Annotated in this window: 18 protein-coding genes and 1 pseudogene; all 19 read right to left on the bottom strand. The window is 36.8% G+C overall.

The genetic code is table 11. The annotated features are described in order from the left end of the window. Nucleotides 1-22: 22 nt before the first annotated feature. Entirely contained in the window at nucleotides 23-2,092 is a 2,070-nt protein-coding gene (locus G7Y45_RS00405) for an LruC domain-containing protein (protein ID WP_165017503.1), read from the bottom strand. Between the two features lie 287 nt (nucleotides 2,093-2,379). Next, a complete protein-coding gene (locus tag G7Y45_RS00410) occupies nucleotides 2,380-2,472 on the bottom strand; it encodes a smalltalk protein (RefSeq protein WP_005781518.1) in 93 nt (30 codons plus the stop codon). A gap of 25 nt (nucleotides 2,473-2,497) precedes the next feature. Next, a pseudogene (locus G7Y45_RS00415) lies at nucleotides 2,498-2,976 on the bottom strand (HU family DNA-binding protein). Nucleotides 2,977-3,298: 322 nt separating this feature from the next. Then, nucleotides 3,299-3,883: an N-acetylmuramidase family protein gene (locus tag G7Y45_RS00420; protein ID WP_165017506.1), complete on the bottom strand. Its 585-nt coding sequence runs from the start codon at nucleotides 3,881-3,883 to the stop codon at nucleotides 3,299-3,301. A 6-nt stretch (nucleotides 3,884-3,889) separates the two neighbouring features. Next, complete coding sequence (locus G7Y45_RS00425) at nucleotides 3,890-4,840, bottom strand: glycosyltransferase family 4 protein (protein ID WP_165017509.1); 951 nt, start codon at nucleotides 4,838-4,840, stop codon at nucleotides 3,890-3,892. Between the two features lie 3 nt (nucleotides 4,841-4,843). Beyond that, a complete protein-coding gene (locus tag G7Y45_RS00430) occupies nucleotides 4,844-5,806 on the bottom strand; it encodes an NAD-dependent epimerase/dehydratase family protein (RefSeq protein ID WP_165017512.1) in 963 nt (320 codons plus the stop codon). Next, complete coding sequence (locus G7Y45_RS00435) at nucleotides 5,803-6,567, bottom strand: glycosyltransferase family 2 protein (RefSeq protein ID WP_005802142.1); 765 nt, start codon at nucleotides 6,565-6,567, stop codon at nucleotides 5,803-5,805. The genes G7Y45_RS00430 and G7Y45_RS00435 overlap by 4 nt, the downstream gene beginning before the upstream one ends. 89 nt (nucleotides 6,568-6,656) lie before the next feature. After that, a complete protein-coding gene (locus G7Y45_RS19850) occupies nucleotides 6,657-6,998 on the bottom strand; it encodes a hypothetical protein (protein ID WP_241159070.1) in 342 nt (113 codons plus the stop codon). A gap of 33 nt (nucleotides 6,999-7,031) precedes the next feature. Continuing rightward, nucleotides 7,032-7,850, bottom strand: a complete 819-nt coding sequence (locus tag G7Y45_RS00445; RefSeq protein WP_005802140.1) for a glycosyltransferase family 2 protein — start codon at nucleotides 7,848-7,850, stop codon at nucleotides 7,032-7,034. 7 nt (nucleotides 7,851-7,857) lie between these two features. Then, the gene (locus tag G7Y45_RS00450; protein WP_165017515.1) at nucleotides 7,858-8,928 is read right to left on the bottom strand and encodes an EpsG family protein; all 1,071 of its coding nucleotides are present in this window, start codon (nucleotides 8,926-8,928) and stop codon (nucleotides 7,858-7,860) included. Beyond that, nucleotides 8,925-10,082: a glycosyltransferase gene (locus G7Y45_RS00455; protein WP_165017518.1), complete on the bottom strand. Its 1,158-nt coding sequence runs from the start codon at nucleotides 10,080-10,082 to the stop codon at nucleotides 8,925-8,927. The genes G7Y45_RS00450 and G7Y45_RS00455 overlap by 4 nt, the downstream gene beginning before the upstream one ends. An 11-nt stretch (nucleotides 10,083-10,093) precedes the next feature. Beyond that, a complete protein-coding gene (locus tag G7Y45_RS00460) occupies nucleotides 10,094-10,936 on the bottom strand; it encodes a hypothetical protein (protein ID WP_165017521.1) in 843 nt (280 codons plus the stop codon). A 5-nt stretch (nucleotides 10,937-10,941) separates the two neighbouring features. After that, nucleotides 10,942-12,111 carry a hypothetical protein gene (locus tag G7Y45_RS00465; protein WP_241159072.1) on the bottom strand — a complete coding sequence of 390 codons (1,170 nt, stop codon included), beginning with the start codon at nucleotides 12,109-12,111 and terminating at the stop codon, nucleotides 10,942-10,944. 253 nt (nucleotides 12,112-12,364) lie between these two features. Next, complete coding sequence (locus G7Y45_RS00470; protein WP_032543926.1) at nucleotides 12,365-13,336, bottom strand: hypothetical protein; 972 nt, start codon at nucleotides 13,334-13,336, stop codon at nucleotides 12,365-12,367. A 286-nt stretch (nucleotides 13,337-13,622) separates the two neighbouring features. After that, the gene (pseI, locus tag G7Y45_RS00475) at nucleotides 13,623-14,633 is read right to left on the bottom strand and encodes a pseudaminic acid synthase (protein WP_165017527.1); all 1,011 of its coding nucleotides are present in this window, start codon (nucleotides 14,631-14,633) and stop codon (nucleotides 13,623-13,625) included. A 1-nt stretch (nucleotide 14,634) separates the two neighbouring features. Continuing rightward, nucleotides 14,635-14,853, bottom strand: a complete 219-nt coding sequence (locus G7Y45_RS00480; protein ID WP_025815006.1) for an acyl carrier protein — start codon at nucleotides 14,851-14,853, stop codon at nucleotides 14,635-14,637. Between the two features lie 8 nt (nucleotides 14,854-14,861). After that, nucleotides 14,862-16,442, bottom strand: coding sequence for an HAD family hydrolase (locus G7Y45_RS00485; protein ID WP_165017529.1), 1,581 nt, complete (start codon nucleotides 16,440-16,442; stop codon nucleotides 14,862-14,864). A 3-nt stretch (nucleotides 16,443-16,445) separates the two neighbouring features. Further along, nucleotides 16,446-16,847, bottom strand: coding sequence for a VOC family protein (locus G7Y45_RS00490; protein WP_241159074.1), 402 nt, complete (start codon nucleotides 16,845-16,847; stop codon nucleotides 16,446-16,448). Nucleotides 16,848-16,851: 4 nt separating this feature from the next. Next, nucleotides 16,852-17,472 carry a UDP-4-amino-4,6-dideoxy-N-acetyl-beta-L-altrosamine N-acetyltransferase gene (gene pseH, locus G7Y45_RS00495; protein ID WP_165017535.1) on the bottom strand — a complete coding sequence of 207 codons (621 nt, stop codon included), beginning with the start codon at nucleotides 17,470-17,472 and terminating at the stop codon, nucleotides 16,852-16,854. Nucleotides 17,473-17,513: the final 41 nt, after the last annotated feature.

A 17,513-nucleotide genomic window follows, 5' to 3' on the forward strand; every position in this document is an offset into this window, starting at 1 on the left:
TACGGAGGATTTTATTTTCTCCTTAATATAAGAATTCCTTATTCACGTTCCCCGACACACTCGCATCAAACCACGAAAGGTTCGATTGATCAAGCACCCATTTTTCATAATTAGGATATGCCTGTATGACATTAATTCTCTCCTTCGGATACTTCCATGCCGGTGAGGAGGCTTCTTTACGTGGGAAATCAAGTGCCCAGGGATAGCGGTTGTCCATGCGATAGTAAACTCCGGACTCAGGATCCGAGCGATCATTTTCTGTTTTGAAAAGTGAAACATCCGCATGCTTTGTCGGTTTATAATCTACCAGATGAATCTCTTTTTGACGGCTGTTGACAAAGATAAACGGATTAAATTTTTGAGTCTGCAGATTGCTGACAGGAGTTTTCAACCGAACGGTTATTTCAGCGGGAGTCCCGGAAATTCCGGTTGCCGTCCCTTCCGTATTCACATATCCCTCAGTAGTCCCCAAAGCTACATTTACATCGTTCCACACAATAAAAGTGGCCCATTCATTCCCTTCCTCAATAATAGCACCTTCCAGTTTTGACCGATCAATAATGTCCTCGGAAAGCGGAAGTTCAATCCCGACCCCAATATGCGTCCACGGGGCTGCCCCCTTCGCAATTGGTGTGAAAGTCAATTTCACGGCAGTAATAGAATTATCATCTCCTTTCTCCAGCTCATAAGCATAATTCATCACAAAATCATTGAAATCATAATCTCCCATCTTAGGCCACTGGTCTTCAAAAGCAAGTGTTCCATAAACAGCCTCCGAAGGAGCGAATTCATCAATTACCGGAATATCTTCTTCCGGTTTAACGGCCGATACCGGTGATGCGGTAAGCTTTATCAGCACGTCATTGAAATCATAATCAGCTTTCGCATCGCCATAAGGACGGATATCAAACCCCATAATGCAGCAGTTGTAATCGGACATGCTACGGATCACGGCATTTGTTTTTTTAGTTGTATTCAAGGTTGGAGTAGAATAATAGAATCCATTTACATTCGCATTAGGAAATGTCTGATTCTGGAATTTATAGGCACTCTTCGAGTTTACACCGCCAGTAGCGATATTCGTCATGTTTAACCCGTCACGTGCCACGGCAAAACCGATACGTGTACCCTTCGGAAATATTGTATCATACTTGTTTCCGTCCCAATATAATAATTGCACTTTCAGTCCCGACGGACATTTTTCCTGATGGGTGTTCGGCAACAGCAAGGTCATACGATGTCCCTGTATATCTTCGCGTTTATTGAGTTCCCCTTCTTTATAACTATAGTAAGTCAAAACATTGTAAACAGTCCTATTATTTACATAGAATCCCCCATCACCAACATACGTAGCCCACACTTCTGCTCCCAGTTCGTCAGTAACCACCAGATCCGAACTCTTATTCAGATCCACATCCTGTACATTCTTCTGTTCCGGATACCAACTATTCACCCGGTTTAAAAATTTAGGTGACAATTCTTCTTTTGAAACAAGCGGCGAAGCATTTAAAAGCGGGATGCCGTCTTTCCCAACTTCTGCATCCGCATACGGACTATACAGTTCATAAAGATTGCTTAGCTTCTGGCTGACAGGAATCGCCAACTCTGCCCCGCCCCGGGCAACAGCCATGCGAGTAGAAGCATTGGTACTGACTTGAAAGGGTACGGCAGACAAGACACACGTCATTCCCGGTTGCACATCAACCTCCTGCACACCGGGAAAACCGGCAGTCAATGAAGTTATATATACCTTATCGACATTTACCGGAACAGATATAATAGCATAAATGCATCCATCCACATCTGTATAACCAACATAAAGAGGCTTAATGACAATAGTCCCATCCTCCTCATAAGGTTGTTGGGGATAAATCCCTATCAAGATGCCTTCAGCCACCTTCTCATTCGCAGAGGTAGCCATCACACCGATCTGCTTATCGGTTCTCAAAGAGAATTTAAATGATAAATCCAGTTCTTCCGTATCATCAGGATTCTTACCCGACGGTTCATACAAATCTTTTTCTTTTACACATGAGGTGCAAAAAAGTACTATCAGCAGTGCATACTTCAGCAATGATACATTATTTCCCATAAGACTCTGTTTGTTCGTTTGTGCGAGGTCACCATATATCAGTAATCTCAGTAATCCATTCCACTGTACAAAAATATCAAAAAAAACAGAAACTTACAAAATTTGATCATTTTAATGTAGATTTTATTCTCCTTTATCTTATAATATCATTCACACCACTATATAGGCCCTATTATTAATGCTCTTTTGCATTCCCGGTTCTACAGGTAATATAATAAAATGCCGGCATCCACTCTTCCAAACGGACACCGGCATTTATCATTCCAACCGAAGCTGTCAGCCGCCTATCAAAGCAATCCCTGCCCTCCGATCACCCCGGCAATAGCACTTGCTACAGCAATAATCACTTTCAAAATAACGTTCCAATTATTTTTCTTCATCTTTTTCATCCTATTAAAAATGCAACTACGCAGTCGGATCATCTACTATGTCTCCATCACCACCTCCGGAACCATTATTGCCCGAAGCACCGATCCCACTCGCCTTCTGAAACTCAACACCCTGAAACAAAGCTCGGGTAGTACCGATAGCCGCAGGACGAGTATATTCAGGAGTAAAATGACAAAGAAGGGCTGCCACCTGATTCGGATTCACTCTTCCTCTTTGTCCACTCCCCTTCCCCGTGTACGCGCTTTCATCGTAAAAGTACCCAATCCGTCCAGACGTACCGTCTTACTGTCCAGCAGTGCACTACGCATCGCTGTCATCAAGTTCCGAACCACATTATGCACATCACCCGGAGTCAACGACGACTTTTCCGCAATCATTTCAGCCAATTGCTGAGTAGATACCACTTTACCTACCTTCACCAAGTTCAAGTGCCATTTCTTATCACCGGCCTTAGTTGCCATAGTCGATTTTACTGCTTTATAAAATAATGCCATATTCCTAATCTCCTTTTTTTAATGTTATTACCACTGATTTTATTCACATTGCGTTGATCAACATTGCAAAGGTGAACATTTGCAGGAAGATGACAAAGGAAAATGAGGCGTCCGGATCAAGTTATACAGAACAAGTTATAATCATCACATTATCAGAGTTATTACTTAATTCTTTCTCATACATCTACTTCACATACTCTGCCATTGTTCGATTATTCATATTATATCCGTTTAACGGAATGTCCCCAGGTTTATACCCGATATAGTATAAAGCTGGGGACGAAACAAAAATCTACACCCGAAAACCGGGTATATCTCTTTTCTACTTCGTAAATCTCCGATAAGCCTCTTCTAATTTTTTATCGTACTGATTCTGAGCATATCCGGAACCATTATATCTTTTGGCAAAACCGGTCCAGTCTTTCCGCTCCAGATTGGGCCGTAACCCAGCAAGTTTAATGAACCTCGCAAATGCCTCCAGTTGCTTATCTTCTCCGGTACACATATCTTTCACCATTTCATCTACACTGCCATACCCACACATCACATAGTTAAAGCCCATCACCTGAAACATTCCCCATGAAGTGGAAGCGTCAGCAGCTTCTTTATGTATTTTCCGGGCCTTTTCCAGACGTTCATACTCTCTTATCCCTCCATAATAATGCCCCTTCTCCCATTTAGGATAAAGAATATTTTCATTGCCCGCAACATATTTCTCCGGATCAAGCCCCTGCTTCTTGAGTTCACGCCAAAAGATGTGTCCTTCGAATAAAATCACCGGTCGCCCCGGAGCCACAAAGCCCCCACGACCACCGGTTTCAACTGTCTGTACGGCTTTTACCACTGCCATTTCAACGCCAAGCCAATCTGCCACACGTTGAAAATCATTCTCTGTTAAGTTTTCCATGAGTAATTAATTTGATTTATGTAAATAGAAGAATCTCTTCATAAATAGGAAGTATAATAGACCCAACACCAAGATACTCCCTAATAAATACCCATATCCATACTCCCGCAATGCCAAATATCCTGCTACAACCCCAGCTTGCACCGACATATAGGTCAATGCCACTGCCACGTGTGGTATCTTCAGTTCATTGGCCATGATCTGATACAAATGTTTCCGGTGAGGCAAACCAATATTTTCATGTAGCAACAACCGGTGTACGATCGTCAACACACTATCCACCCCGTACACAACAAGCAATACAAGCCAGCTGAAATCTTTCGTTTGAAGAATCAAACTCCCGATCAGGAACAGGACTACAAAAGCTATACTGACCGAACCCACATCACCGGCAAAGCATTTCGCTCTCTTACGGAAATTAAAAAAGTCAAACACCAACACAGAACAAATCATCGTATAAATAAAACTCTGTTCTGTGAAGGAGATCACTTCCGCATTCACATATGCCAAAGAAACCAGGATAACCAATGAATACCCGCCGGTAATGCCGTTAATGCCATCCATAAAGTTATAGGCATTGATAATCCCCGTACAGACGATCAGAGCGACAAGCAACGTCCACCAAGGCAAGCTGAACAATCCCCATTGATAGAACATCAGGGCCATTGCCATAAAATGGAAGACCAAACGCAAACCCTGCGAAGTAGAACGGATATCATCTACAAAACTGATAAAAGTGATCAAGGTCAAAGCCAGTGTAAACCAAGGGTATTCAAACTGATTCGTCAGGAAAAAAGTCAATGCACCCAAATAGAAGATGATTCCTCCACCTCTCAGAGTAATCCGAGTGTGCGAACTCCGCTCGTTCGGCTTGTCGATAATATTACATTTATCAGCAATACGGAAATAAAAAAGTTCTGCCAGAAATAGCAGAACTAAGATTAGCAGATAATACATAAGTTATTTAGTTTCTTCAAATGAACGAATGGTCTTCATTAATCCTTCTTTAGCAGTGACAGGTAATTTATCGATACCTAAAGCTGCTTTGATCTTAGCATTACTTACCACATAATTCTCCGTCAGTTTACGAAGTCTTTCGGTATTCAAAGGCAAGTGGAGTAAAGTGCCCAATCCGGCACAAGCTTCCATAAAACGCTTATTCATCTTCCAGATACGAGGTTGTTTCTCCATTGCCTCGCACATGATGGCAATCAATTCATTTGTTGACAAAGCTTCATCATCCCCCATGTGATAAATACCCGTAGGTACATCCTGATTCAAAAGCCCCTCAATCACATAACAAAGGTTATCGATTGAAGTAAACGAACGACGATTATCAAAATCGCCAAGAGGCCAAGGGATTCCTTTTTTCACTACATTATATAATAAATTCAGATTCCCTTTATTTCCCGGTCCGTGAATCATGCAGGGACGAAGAATATACACCTGTTTCTCTGTTGTTGAGTATTCTAAATGCTCCTTTATATATTCTTCAGCCTTGATCTTACTCTCTCCATAAAACCCAACAGGAGCCGGAATAACATCCTCAGTAAGCATATCTCCCACTACACTATCAGCCGCAGCTTTTACTGAACTAAAAAATATGAATTTCTTCGCAGAAGACTCCAAAAAGAAATCAAATATCTTTTGAGTCAGGCCGGTATTAATATCAAAATAAGACTGAGCAGCTGATTGGTTTTTCGTATCATGAGCCTTTCCGGCAAGATGAATGATTGCATCAAACTGGGGAAGAGTTTGAAAAGGAAAAGATGTGGGTTCGATATCTCGCCAAGAAAATGTTTGGCTCACTCCATCTCTACAAGGAAAGATAATATCAAGTCCATATAATGTATGTTTATCTCTCAAGGCCCTGATAAAATTAGAACCTATAAATCCATGGATTCCTGTAATCAGTATATTCATTCTTTTATCAATAACAGTTCAAAAACCTTCACAGCATATTTTAAACATAAAAGTGGCAAACAAGTCCAAATTCCATTCTCCCTACACGCCCTGACAATCTCCTTATTCAGTAAAATATTACTTTTTACAGATGCTGTACTGGTGCCTCCCGTACGCATTTTCATAAAATCAAATGGTAAATATTTACTTTTCAATTGACGCACATACAAGAAGCGGATAAGGAGCTCATAATCAGCAGCTATCTTATAATCTGTTTTATAATAGCCAAACTCCTCAAAATACTTTCGATAAGTAAAGAAAGTCGGATGCGCAGGCATAAAACCATACCGGAACAAATGTGGGGCAAAGTTCTTAGAAGAATAATAACGCACTGTTTTATCCAAATTTTTAGGGTTCACAAAACGCACATCCCCATAAACGACTTGTGTATCTGTATTATCAAAAGCCTCTACCACTTTAGTTATAACATCATTCCTGTGATAAAAATCATCTGAATTAATTATACCGACAATATCCCCAGTAGCCATACGAATTCCTTTATTCATGGCATCATAAAGACCGTTATCTTTCTCACTTATCCAACGCAGACATCCATTGAACTGAGGCGCAAACTCTCTAATCAAATCAACTGTACCATCATTTGACAAGCCATCAATGATAATATATTCGATATCAGGATAAGACTGAGATAAAACCGATTGAAGAGTATCACGAAGAGTAAAGTAGCTATTAAAAGTGACAGTGATAAGAGATATTGTCATGTTAGTACTCAATTTAGAGTATATGATTTTCAGTACGATACACTGGGTATATCGTACTGAAAATCGTTGTTAATTTTGATTAATTTTATCTATAGATATACTGCAAAGTCAATATTTTGCAGAGAGAGGCTCAACCAATCTCTGCAATCATTAAAAATTCCAGTGAAAAATTTGCGAAAAATAATCCCATACGGATCTGCATTGCAGCTTATCTGTACGAACCACACAATTAAACTGGAAGAGCCTTTATATACCATGAAGACATCCACATTCTTCTTACTTACTTCCATACGGTCTTTATAAGCTTGTCCCTTATCAAATGCATCAACACTTATACGAAGTAATCCGCCAAGCGAAATCTTTCGTAACACACTTTTCACTGCTAAACATTGTGATAATAATTTTGGTCGCAGCAAGATTAAAATAATCATTTCGGACCCTAGTTTGAGTGCTTAACCTCAGATTCAACGATTTTTTAAAAGGACGAAACTATTTTTTAAAACACTCAAAATTGAGTATGCATATAATTTAAATGAATAATCTCTAGGATTTGAAAAGTAATACTTTATCAAAACAAACCACAACAATATGGTATCTTTCAATATTTTCCCAAGCGATAATTTTGATCGCGATGCAGACCCAATTCGTATGCGAACATAATAAACAGCCGATTCAGATGTACACCTCAGTCCCTTATATTTATCTGAGATAAGTCTTGAAAAAAGTCCATCTTCACCATTAGTAAATCTGGTATCAAACCTCCTGCTTTTAATAATATCACGATGATACAACTTCGCAACAGGATAAGAGATATAACGTCTATATCCTACCACATCTGCATTTTCTATTCTTTTTTTATACCTAATATAATCACTAACAAAAAATTCTGTTCCCATTTCGGAAGGATGATTATGAAAACTAAAGATATTACACAAGCCCACATAATCGGGGCTGGAAACATTATACAATTCTGATAAAAAGTTCTCAGACACTATATCATCATCATCAACAAAACAAATATATTCGCCAATTGCTAAATCTAAACCAATATTTCGAGCTATAGATACTCCTTTTTTACTAGAATAAAAATATTTAATATTATTCACTCGCTCATATCCTAATAAGAATTTCTTAATGTTATTTTCATAGGGATTCTGATCACCATTTAAAATGATCAAAACTTCGTATTCTGATGCATTAAGTGTCTGTTTAAAAACTGATTCAAGGCATTCAAATAAATAGCCTCCAGGATTATATGTTGGTATGATAACAGATATCTTCATAAGTTAATTAATCTATATGAGAAAAAAAAGTTTGATAGGGCAGAAAACTAATCCTTTCACCTGCAGGTGTACCGTGAATGACTACAAAAAATATAGAACAGAAATATATTATAAAAAACAAATATATATACCGCTTATTACGCGCTATCCCCCATGGTAATACATAAACGTAATACGGAGCAATTAACATTAAAAATATACTACAATAATTAGATAATCTTAGAGCAAAAGTTGGCTCAATAGATATGGTTAAATTATATAGAATACATCCCAAATTATATACCATCAAAAATTTACCAACTTCAATATTTTGAGCTTTTAGTTTATTCCAATAGTAAAAATTAACTAAGTTGATAATATTAACAACTATCCATAATGTTCTCCCTGAGTGGTTGTCCGGCGTATTTGACAAATACCATGCAGCTCTACTTATATATGGAAGGTCTAAATAATTCTCTAACAGCGTTACTATATGAGCTTGAGAAATGATAAAAGATACAACCCAGAAAAAAAATGCCGTTCTCCTTTTAAAGGTGATAAAAGCTAATGGGAGAATTGCTAAAGCAATAATAGCTGAATTATGGAATCCCAAAGATATTATGACTGGAATAACAGATAGATATTTCTTTCTTTCTCGCAACAATATCATAAAAGCCAATAATATCATAGGATAGGCTATTGAGTTCCTAATAGTACTCATACCATCCAAAAAAAACATTGGTACAAGCATATAAATCATGAATGATAATATCGGCATAATCGAATAACGCTTACTTACAATGTAAACAGGTACTATCGTTATTACAGTTGTAATTACAAAGAACCATTGATAGTGTATGCTTGAAGTAAAATTTATTAAGGCTTGAGCGATAGGTTCGAACTGTTTAACACCTGGATACTGTATGCATTCCTTGTATTCATAGTAATCGTAACCGACACCGTATCTTATACTCAAAAAAACAATAACAACAATAACTAAATAAAATAAATTTCTCTTTTTATTATTAATAATAAAACATATTAGTGTAAATAAAATAAAGTAAGGGAACAAATCCAGTATATTAAAGTAATATTTCATCTGTAATTACAATCTATTATATCAACAATTGCCTCATTAAATTTATCTACTGTGTGAGTCGAACAATAAGTATTATCAGGCTTATTTAATAATCCCTTATCTAATTGATAATAAGCATATATTAGCGAAGACGCATTAACGGTTGGTAATAAATGACCTAAATTGTATTCTTTAACTAACTCACCTATCAATCCTGTAGATGTTGCTATTACTGGCGTATTGAATTGGGAAGCATATCCTATAATGCCACTACTAGCACTATCTAATAAATATGGCAACAATATGGCATCAGCAACCTTGCACAATGATGCAAAAAAACCATATGAGCAAAATTCATCTTTGACAACAACATTAACATCCTCTATTGCATTTATTATTTCGTAAAACTCAACTTTAATATCCTTATCTACTCTACCTGCAAAGAAGAATGTATATTTACACCTATCTTCTTGGGGTAATTTCAATATCGAATCTAAAACAACAAGTGTCCCCTTTCTTCTTTCTAATGAACCAATATGAATTAACAATTTATGATCATCTGGGATATTATAATATCTCCGGATGTCAATATTTTCTTCTTTTAATGATATATATGGATCCGTTAGATACTTAAATTTATCAGTTTTATATATTGAATTAAGTTTCTTTGCGCTCGACTCATCGTTTAAAATAAAAACAAACGCAAAAGTTCTTTTTTTTGACAAAACAACATATTTGATACGATCTATCATTTTAAGTAGCAATGACGATTTACTATCACGATACAAATATATTTGATAAATTATACCAGATATTTTAACCTTAGAATTAAAGTAAAACAAAGAAGCTGGTATTATTGTCATAATGCTATTCATAAATACAATATCAGCACTGTGCTTTTTACAGTATTTATTAACAAGCTTAGCAATAGTAGCAGATTTTCTTATGCTATGAATTATACTTCCTTCTTTATTTGAAACTTTTTCACGTGGAATTAAATCAAAAGTAATATTCGTTGCATTGATCCATTGAAATTTATCATTAACATCATAGAACAGATCTGGTATAACGAAAATGAACCGATGATCTGGCCTCGATAGAGCCATTTCATACAAATGATGAACATACTCTAAATGATGTCCACCAATTTTATCATCAAAGATTACGATATTCATATTGTCATCTTCTAATACAGTCTTTTCATTAGTTCTTTTTCTTCAGTATAATACAGTCCAGACCATCTGAAAATCTTCTTTACATAATATTTTATTAAATACATCAGAGGATCTACCTTTCGATTACATAAAACTAAAGTTGAATAATTGCAATTATCATACGACATAGGATTATACGCATATTCCTTACACGCATTCATGTATGGCATCTCTCCATAATCCGAGCAATCACGAAATACAGGAATATTATATTTTAACCGGAGCAAATTTAGTACAGACTGATCCTCTCTATGAGAAACATAATCAGGAAACTCTGCGATCTCAGGATGAAATTTCTTCGGAGATAACATTTCTTCATCTTCACATAAATTTAACCATTCTTTTACAAAGGCGACACTAGTGGAACTTTTTCGTAGTAGTAGTAGTAGACCCAATACCTGGTTTTCTCCATGATCCTCCAACCCCATCTTTACATAACATTCACGCTTTGTAAATTGACGACTAAGTAATGGTTGTTCCATGAGGAATATATCCAATCCTTGGCCTTCTGTATGTCGAATGATATGATGAAGATCTCTGATTACAGTCGTTCCTGCATCAAGATACATTAACCAATCTCCATTTTTGATTTCATCCAATGCTTTATTTATTAAGTATGGTTTCCATAACCAAAGTCCATTCCCGCGCTTATATGCAAAAATATCCTTATAAGCTTCTTTGTATGACTGTGGAATATCTTTAGAGGAATATTCAATAATCCTATCGGCCTTACCGAACCACTTGGCAGTACGGGTATTTATCTTTCGATATGACTCGTATGGTTCGCCATTCGCATAATTGACTACGTATAACATATTCTCTACACATCTATTACCTCTGGCTCTTTAATAAGTTTCAAGGCAATATTTTTCAAAAATTGAAGATCTTTATAATTCAGCATAATGAATACCAATAATGGAATGAAAATGAGGTATTCTATTTGAGTACATGATATAATCAAAGCTATCATATATGGAATAAACATTCTTATAGGAAAAAAATGCTTCAAAGTATAGCTCACACTCTTTTCTCTTCTTAGAATGGTGTCACCCTCGTATGCCATAAGGAATGAGGATATCATATATGCAACAAGAATGGCAATTGTTATATAAGAGTATTCCACATTCAGTATCTTAGCCAAACCTAAGCCCAATATTATATTTACAATCAGAGAAACCGCTGAAATAAAGCCTGCTTTATGTTCCTTGTTTTGAGCAATCAGCATATTGGAATATCCGTAACTGTTGGTATTCATCAACACCGCAAGTGCTATCATATTCATAGAACTTAATGCTGGCATATATTTCGGTATAAACCATACTAAAACCGGGAAACAAATCATTGCCAGATAAATAAGCATATGTGAGGTTAATATATAACCTACTCGCATTTTCTCTAATGCATCAGCCTTTTTCTTGTTATCATCAGAAGACATCAAATCAATTGTTTTAGGAAAGAGAATTGTATTAAACGAATCCAAAAGAAGCATCACCGCATTAGCTATAGTAAATGAAAACGTAAAATAACCGAACTCTTCTACTGTATAGTTTACACTAATGATGGTACGTATAGATATCAATATGAAGTAAAAACAAGAATTATATAAGAAAAGGTATAGCCCCTTCTGTAGTATAGACTTTTGTTTCTGTAGTTGCAAAGTTCTGCTTTGTCTCCGTGGAAATACTCCCTTTCGTATGCAAATAACAGCCGTTAATATGCAAGCCAAAAGATTTGCTAAAGTTAAAGCAAACACCAATGTATTTTCCTTGAAAAACCATACAATACACAGATTTAAGAATACTCCAATAGACCCGATTACTGATAACGCATTCACTTCATTTCTAACTCGAATAATAGTTGTAAGAATCGAATTATAATATGTGAGTATAGAAATTGCTATAATCAAAGGAAAATATGATCCAAGGTCATACTCACCCCATTTAGTCCAACCAGCTATACTTACAATTACGGAACCTATTACAATAGCCATGTTGAGATATGTATACAACGCAAAGGCATTGTATGAATACAGGTCTCCAACTTGTCGGTTCTCCTTATTATGAATAAGAAAGACATTCAATGCATGTGGTACTCCAAAGTTTACTTGCCCGAAATAACTGATAACCAGATTTACCATACCATACACACCCAAATAGAAAGGACCTAATCTGACGGCTATTGCGAGAGATAAGAGGAATTGTAGTGCGTATGTAATATAGCGAGTAGTTACATATATAACTATCTTATTCTTGAGTATTGGCATAAAATTTGGGTTTTATTTCAAATGGTCCCCAATATTTTTTGACTACTGCAATTTGTTCAGGGGTAATGATAGGCTCTCGTGAGTTAAATACAGCTTTAATCTCAGCATATTCCCTGTCACGTATAGCCTGAAGATGATCAGAGGCTTGCGCAGATGCTGCTTTTTTTATAGACGTGATGTCTTGGTTAAAAATATAATGAGGAGTTCCTAAACAAATACTATAACCTATATGCGTTCCTATGTTGTTAGAAATAGTCATATCTGCCAACTCCATCAAATCCCTTTGTCTATTCAAAAAGTAAGGATCATTACGAGTACCTGATGATACTATTCTATAACCTTTATTCCTATACTTTTTATCAAAACCCTGCTGTATATCATAACCTATCATTGAAATAAGAACTGTATCATAATCTTTCGCCATTTCGTCAATACATTGAGAAAACTGGTTGAAGTCGTATAAATCATCGCAATCTTCAAAACTATGTGTTGGAAAAACAAGCAATATTTTACCGAGTTGAGCTTTTAATGCTTTAAGTTTATCCTTCGATTTGAAATAATCGACATATTGGATATAAGGCCCTACCATAATAATTTCTTTATCAAAGTTTTTACCGAACTCTTTGAGTATAGCATTCTTTCGATAATTACTATACGTATAAATTGTATCAATACAGGGCATTATACACTCATCCTTTAACACATACTCTGCAAAATAAAGCCCATGTTCTATCATGCAATGCTTATGGAAGTTCTTTCCAGTTGCATTTTTTATAGCGTGAATATTACCGTAACATTTATTTCCTAGTATACCGGGAAGGTATGGGTAAGCATACAAGGGAATGTCATGAGAAAATCTCTCAGGATGGAAGTAATCCACGTGCATTCGGAACAGCCTCATTATGTGATACAATATTCCAAAAATGCTATATTTCAATACGTCTTTATACATAATTTGCGTGTAAATATCTAAAAATAGAAAAAAGGCAGGCGGTTAGATTTCCTCCCACTTTGGATTTGTTTAATAACTTATTATACTACCTGCTAAAGACATTGTCAATCATGACTCAACGGGGTATCGAACCATGAACCTTACGGCTCCACTTGTGCAATCAGAAAACTACTGACTCTATCGAAGGAGGAAAACTAAGAATCTTCATAGTTAAATGTTTTAAGTTGAACAATAAAAGTGTGGTTGTCATTAACCTTCTTTCTTGGTAAAAACAGTCATAGTTGTATTACTTTTGTATATACTCCAATTTCATTCTCTCACCCTTCTCCAAATCACGATTGACTTTCTTACCTAAACAGTCTTTGAGGTACTTGGGATGAAGACCATATCCCGGACGAACGGAGCGGACATTCAATTCGGTAATGATATCACCGGTCTTCATATCCTCTGCAATATAGAGGGAGCGGGAGTCTTTTCTCGCAGATAAAGACCATGGATCTTCAGGGTAATAGGCTTCTCCCATAACTTGTTCCACCTCTCGAATAGCTATCACCATCTTCTTGAACTCATTAGTACTCATAGAGAAGCCTGAATCAACACCTCCTAACGCGCGATCAAGTATGATATGTTTCTCAACTACTGTTGCACCCAAGGCAACAGCTACTATTGGTAAAGTGTTGGTAAGAGAGTGATCACTAACACCGACTTTAACTCCAAATCGCTCCTTCATATCAGGAATAGTCAAAAGATTGGCCTTTTCAAGAGGAGCCGGATATGCAGATGTACACTTAAGTAATGTAATATCGTTATTACCTACTGAACGACATGCCTCTATCGCCAATTCTAAATCTTCAATAGTAGCAATCCCTGTAGATATTATCATCGGTTTACCTTTGCTTGCTGCATAACGAATGAGGTTTACGTCAGTTATCTCAAAAGAGGCTATTTTGTAAATAGGATTTCCACACTCCTCCAGTAAATTGACTGCCGTATTATCAAATGGTGTTGAAAATAGGCATATACCTATTTCTTTTGCATACTCAAATAGTTCTTTATGCCATTCCCAAGGAGTGTATGCCTCTTGATACAATCTATAATAATTGTACCCATCCCATAATCCACCATGTATTTGAAAATCTTCAGTATCGCAATCAAGTGTTATAGTATCTGCCGTATAAGTTTGGATTTTTACAGCATTTACACCTGCCTCTTTTGCTGCAAGAATAGTTTGCTTTGCAAGCTCAATATCACCATTGTGATTTCCTGATAGTTCAGCAATGATAAATGTATGTGCCATATTATTTTATTTCAGAAATAATCCTACAAATATCCTTAACAGACTTCATTTCGGCTATCTGCTCTGGCTCTAAAGAAACATCAAATGCATCTTCGAGTTCAACTGACAAGTTGAGTTGGGCCATTGAATCCCATTTTTCACAATTTTCCTGCGAGCAATTTGAATCAATTGTGTTATCTTCAAGAACCTCCATGAGGATTTCTAACACTTTTTCTTCCATGTTTTTTATTATTTAACTATTATATGATAAAAATTTTTGATTTCCATTTCAGCATCCTTAATTACCAAAGAATAGTTCTTGCTGCCATCCTCCGATTCTTGCGTACAGGCAAATCCAACCTTCTCCCAGAAGTTTTTCACCTGTGCATTCTTGGCTGTAGGAAGATACTTAGCAGATATAGTTTCAAATCCTGCATTTGCAAGCAAAGAAAGAATCTTCTTTACGAAAGCATTCTCAATACCTTTGCCCAATATCCTACAACTCAAAAGGAAGGTATCGATTGTACCCTCTGGAGTTACCATGATTGCGCCCGTGATTCCATTATCTCCGAACTTGTCAGCAACACTAATACACCAAACTTTCCAACCAGAATCTACAAAACCACGGACATCTGCATCCGTATATCTTTGTGTGGTCAGATTAAACTGATTGGTCTTCTGTGTCATCTGAGCAATACGCTGTGTATTGAATTCATTGGCAGCCTCAATGGTAATCTGAATATCAAGCGACTCAAGGAAAGAGTCAAAGTCTGTAAAAGAAGCCTGTGCCTGAGCACGTGCAGCATTCTGTTTGTACTGCTCAGTCTTCTTTTTGTCTTCATCAGTTACAGAATAAACCTTAAAATAATCTTCTACCAACTGCTTAAAGAAAGACATCAATCCGTAAGGCTGGGTCGGAAACTCAGGAACCTCAACCATAGGAAGCATCTGCTTGATAAGTTCACGTTCAGTAGGATTGTCATCTACAAACACAAAACTATCCAAACCGATATTCAGCTCAGAGGCAAGTTCTTTAATATTTGTCGCCTTATCAGTCCAATTGATGCGATAGGCAACAAAGTGCTCTTTCTTTAACACATTGAAAGGATTCTTATCCCAAGCATCCAGCACATCCTGCTCGTTGTTTTTTGAGCAAACGGTCAGTATCACACCATTCTTAGAGAGAGCAAGTAATGCCTCCTGCCAATATAAGAAAGCTTTTCCAGGGTAGTCTCCCCCTATCTTGATACCATCGATACCTTCCTCACCAAGAACGCCACCCCAAAGGGTATTATCCAAGTCGAGTACAAGACACTTCTTTCGCTTCAGACTGATGGAATTCTGTTTTTTGTCCCACCAAGCCTTGAAATCCTTACTAAGTTTTGGATTCAGACCCATCTGACTAATGAAGTAAAACTTCCAGTCAAACAGTTCGGAAGTATTGAACTTCCGTGTAAACTCTGTGATGTCAATCACTTTCACGCTTTTGTGACCTGCCTCAGCTACATAGAGCGCATTGTTATATTCTGCTACAGCTGCTTGAAGTTGATAATCATCATCTGTAAAAGGAACAGCATACAGAATATCCATAGTGAAAGCTACAAACGACTTTTTTTCATCAATCTGACTAAGTACATAGTTCAGCTTCTGAGCATATCCTCGGATCTCGTCTGCAAGGACATTCTGCTCAAACTTGATTGGCACCTGATACCACCAAATATAACCATCGGCTTCCTGCGGTATATTGGAAACATCGTCATAACCAGAGAAGGCATACTCACTTCCGAAGAAGCGCTCAATAGTATTGTTTCTAAAAACGAATCTTGCCATACACTAAATATTTGCAGGAGCCTCAACAAGCTCTATGAGTCCGACATTCTTGTTATACAAGAAGCTGACCTTGTATCCATGAATAGCCACGGCTTCTACCGGTTTGCTTACAATAACATACTTCATCTCTCGCAAGTCCTTCACAGCTTGCTCAATGTCATCCACAATATAGCAAGTGTGATATGGAGTAACACCATTCTTCTCCAGAGTCTTATTGATAGGTGAAGTCTCATCTACTGGTTCCAGAAGTTCCACTACCGGCATTCCTTCTTTTGTCAACCAGCAAATATTCACGTTTTGCTCAGGGTCGTATGTTATTTCCGACTGATGATAGCCTCCTGACACATAAACGGCAGCTGTCGCAGAAATGTCCTTGACAGCTACACCTATGTGATGGAATTTCATTGAATTAAGCATTTTTTTTAAAATAATTGAAATATTGTTTATTTGCCTTCATATATCGAACAAACTGCCTTATATCATTAAGGTTGTCTTTATTGCCCAAAAAATCAACCGAAGATAAAATCCAACGGATGTATGAAATATTATTTATGTTTTCTATATCTTCAGAATCCAGTTGACATCCAAGATATGAGTCTAACATGATTGCATTAATATTTCTTTTATCAATTCCACCAAATAGAGAATCGCAGCCTATATAAGAGAAAGCAAAAAGCATATTTGTATATGCAAACTCAAGGCCTATTCCAGAGTTAAGCATATCAGGAATCATGTAGTACCCTAATTCTGCTCTCGAAGTTTTCAAGTCAATGCTTGTTAGATTTGTCACGCCAACTACCAGTTCACCTTTAGCAACAAGCCAATAAGCAACATCTTCTCTTTCAAATAATGCTTCCAAGAATCTCAAATGGTTTTCATAAGAAATTATATCACTATTATACATATACTTTCTTATATCGGGATGATTTCTCCATTCCCATACCGAGTCAATCTGCCGCTTGTTTAATGTCACAAAATTCTTGTAGGAGTAAAGCCCTACTTCAATGGTACTCGTCCTGTCAATCTGCATGTTTGTTTATATTTATACAGCCCCATTAAATACCCAAATAG

This window comes from Bacteroides sp. ZJ-18 (assembly GCF_011038705.2).
Taxonomy (GTDB): Bacteria; Bacteroidota; Bacteroidia; order Bacteroidales; family Bacteroidaceae; genus Bacteroides; species Bacteroides hominis.

Coding starts and splice junctions, on each gene's coding strand:
- G7Y45_RS00405 (WP_165017503.1), bottom strand. CDS start 2,092: ATGGGAAATAATGTATCATTGCTGAAGTATGCACTGCTGATAGTACTT.
- G7Y45_RS00410 (WP_005781518.1), bottom strand. CDS start 2,472: ATGAAGAAAAATAATTGGAACGTTATTTTGAAAGTGATTATTGCTGTA.
- G7Y45_RS00420 (WP_165017506.1), bottom strand. CDS start 3,883: ATGGAAAACTTAACAGAGAATGATTTTCAACGTGTGGCAGATTGGCTT.
- G7Y45_RS00425 (WP_165017509.1), bottom strand. CDS start 4,840: ATGTATTATCTGCTAATCTTAGTTCTGCTATTTCTGGCAGAACTTTTT.
- G7Y45_RS00430 (WP_165017512.1), bottom strand. CDS start 5,806: ATGAATATACTGATTACAGGAATCCATGGATTTATAGGTTCTAATTTT.
- G7Y45_RS00435 (WP_005802142.1), bottom strand. CDS start 6,567: ATGACAATATCTCTTATCACTGTCACTTTTAATAGCTACTTTACTCTT.
- G7Y45_RS19850 (WP_241159070.1), bottom strand. CDS start 6,998: ATGATTATTTTAATCTTGCTGCGACCAAAATTATTATCACAATGTTTA.
- G7Y45_RS00445 (WP_005802140.1), bottom strand. CDS start 7,850: ATGAAGATATCTGTTATCATACCAACATATAATCCTGGAGGCTATTTA.
- G7Y45_RS00450 (WP_165017515.1), bottom strand. CDS start 8,928: ATGAAATATTACTTTAATATACTGGATTTGTTCCCTTACTTTATTTTA.
- G7Y45_RS00455 (WP_165017518.1), bottom strand. CDS start 10,082: ATGAATATCGTAATCTTTGATGATAAAATTGGTGGACATCATTTAGAG.
- G7Y45_RS00460 (WP_165017521.1), bottom strand. CDS start 10,936: ATGTTATACGTAGTCAATTATGCGAATGGCGAACCATACGAGTCATAT.
- G7Y45_RS00465 (WP_241159072.1), bottom strand. CDS start 12,111: ATGGCTATTGTAATAGGTTCCGTAATTGTAAGTATAGCTGGTTGGACT.
- G7Y45_RS00470 (WP_032543926.1), bottom strand. CDS start 13,336: ATGTATAAAGACGTATTGAAATATAGCATTTTTGGAATATTGTATCAC.
- pseI (WP_165017527.1), bottom strand. CDS start 14,633: ATGGCACATACATTTATCATTGCTGAACTATCAGGAAATCACAATGGT.
- G7Y45_RS00480 (WP_025815006.1), bottom strand. CDS start 14,853: ATGGAAGAAAAAGTGTTAGAAATCCTCATGGAGGTTCTTGAAGATAAC.
- G7Y45_RS00485 (WP_165017529.1), bottom strand. CDS start 16,442: ATGGCAAGATTCGTTTTTAGAAACAATACTATTGAGCGCTTCTTCGGA.
- G7Y45_RS00490 (WP_241159074.1), bottom strand. CDS start 16,847: ATGAAATTCCATCACATAGGTGTAGCTGTCAAGGACATTTCTGCGACA.
- pseH (WP_165017535.1), bottom strand. CDS start 17,472: ATGCAGATTGACAGGACGAGTACCATTGAAGTAGGGCTTTACTCCTAC.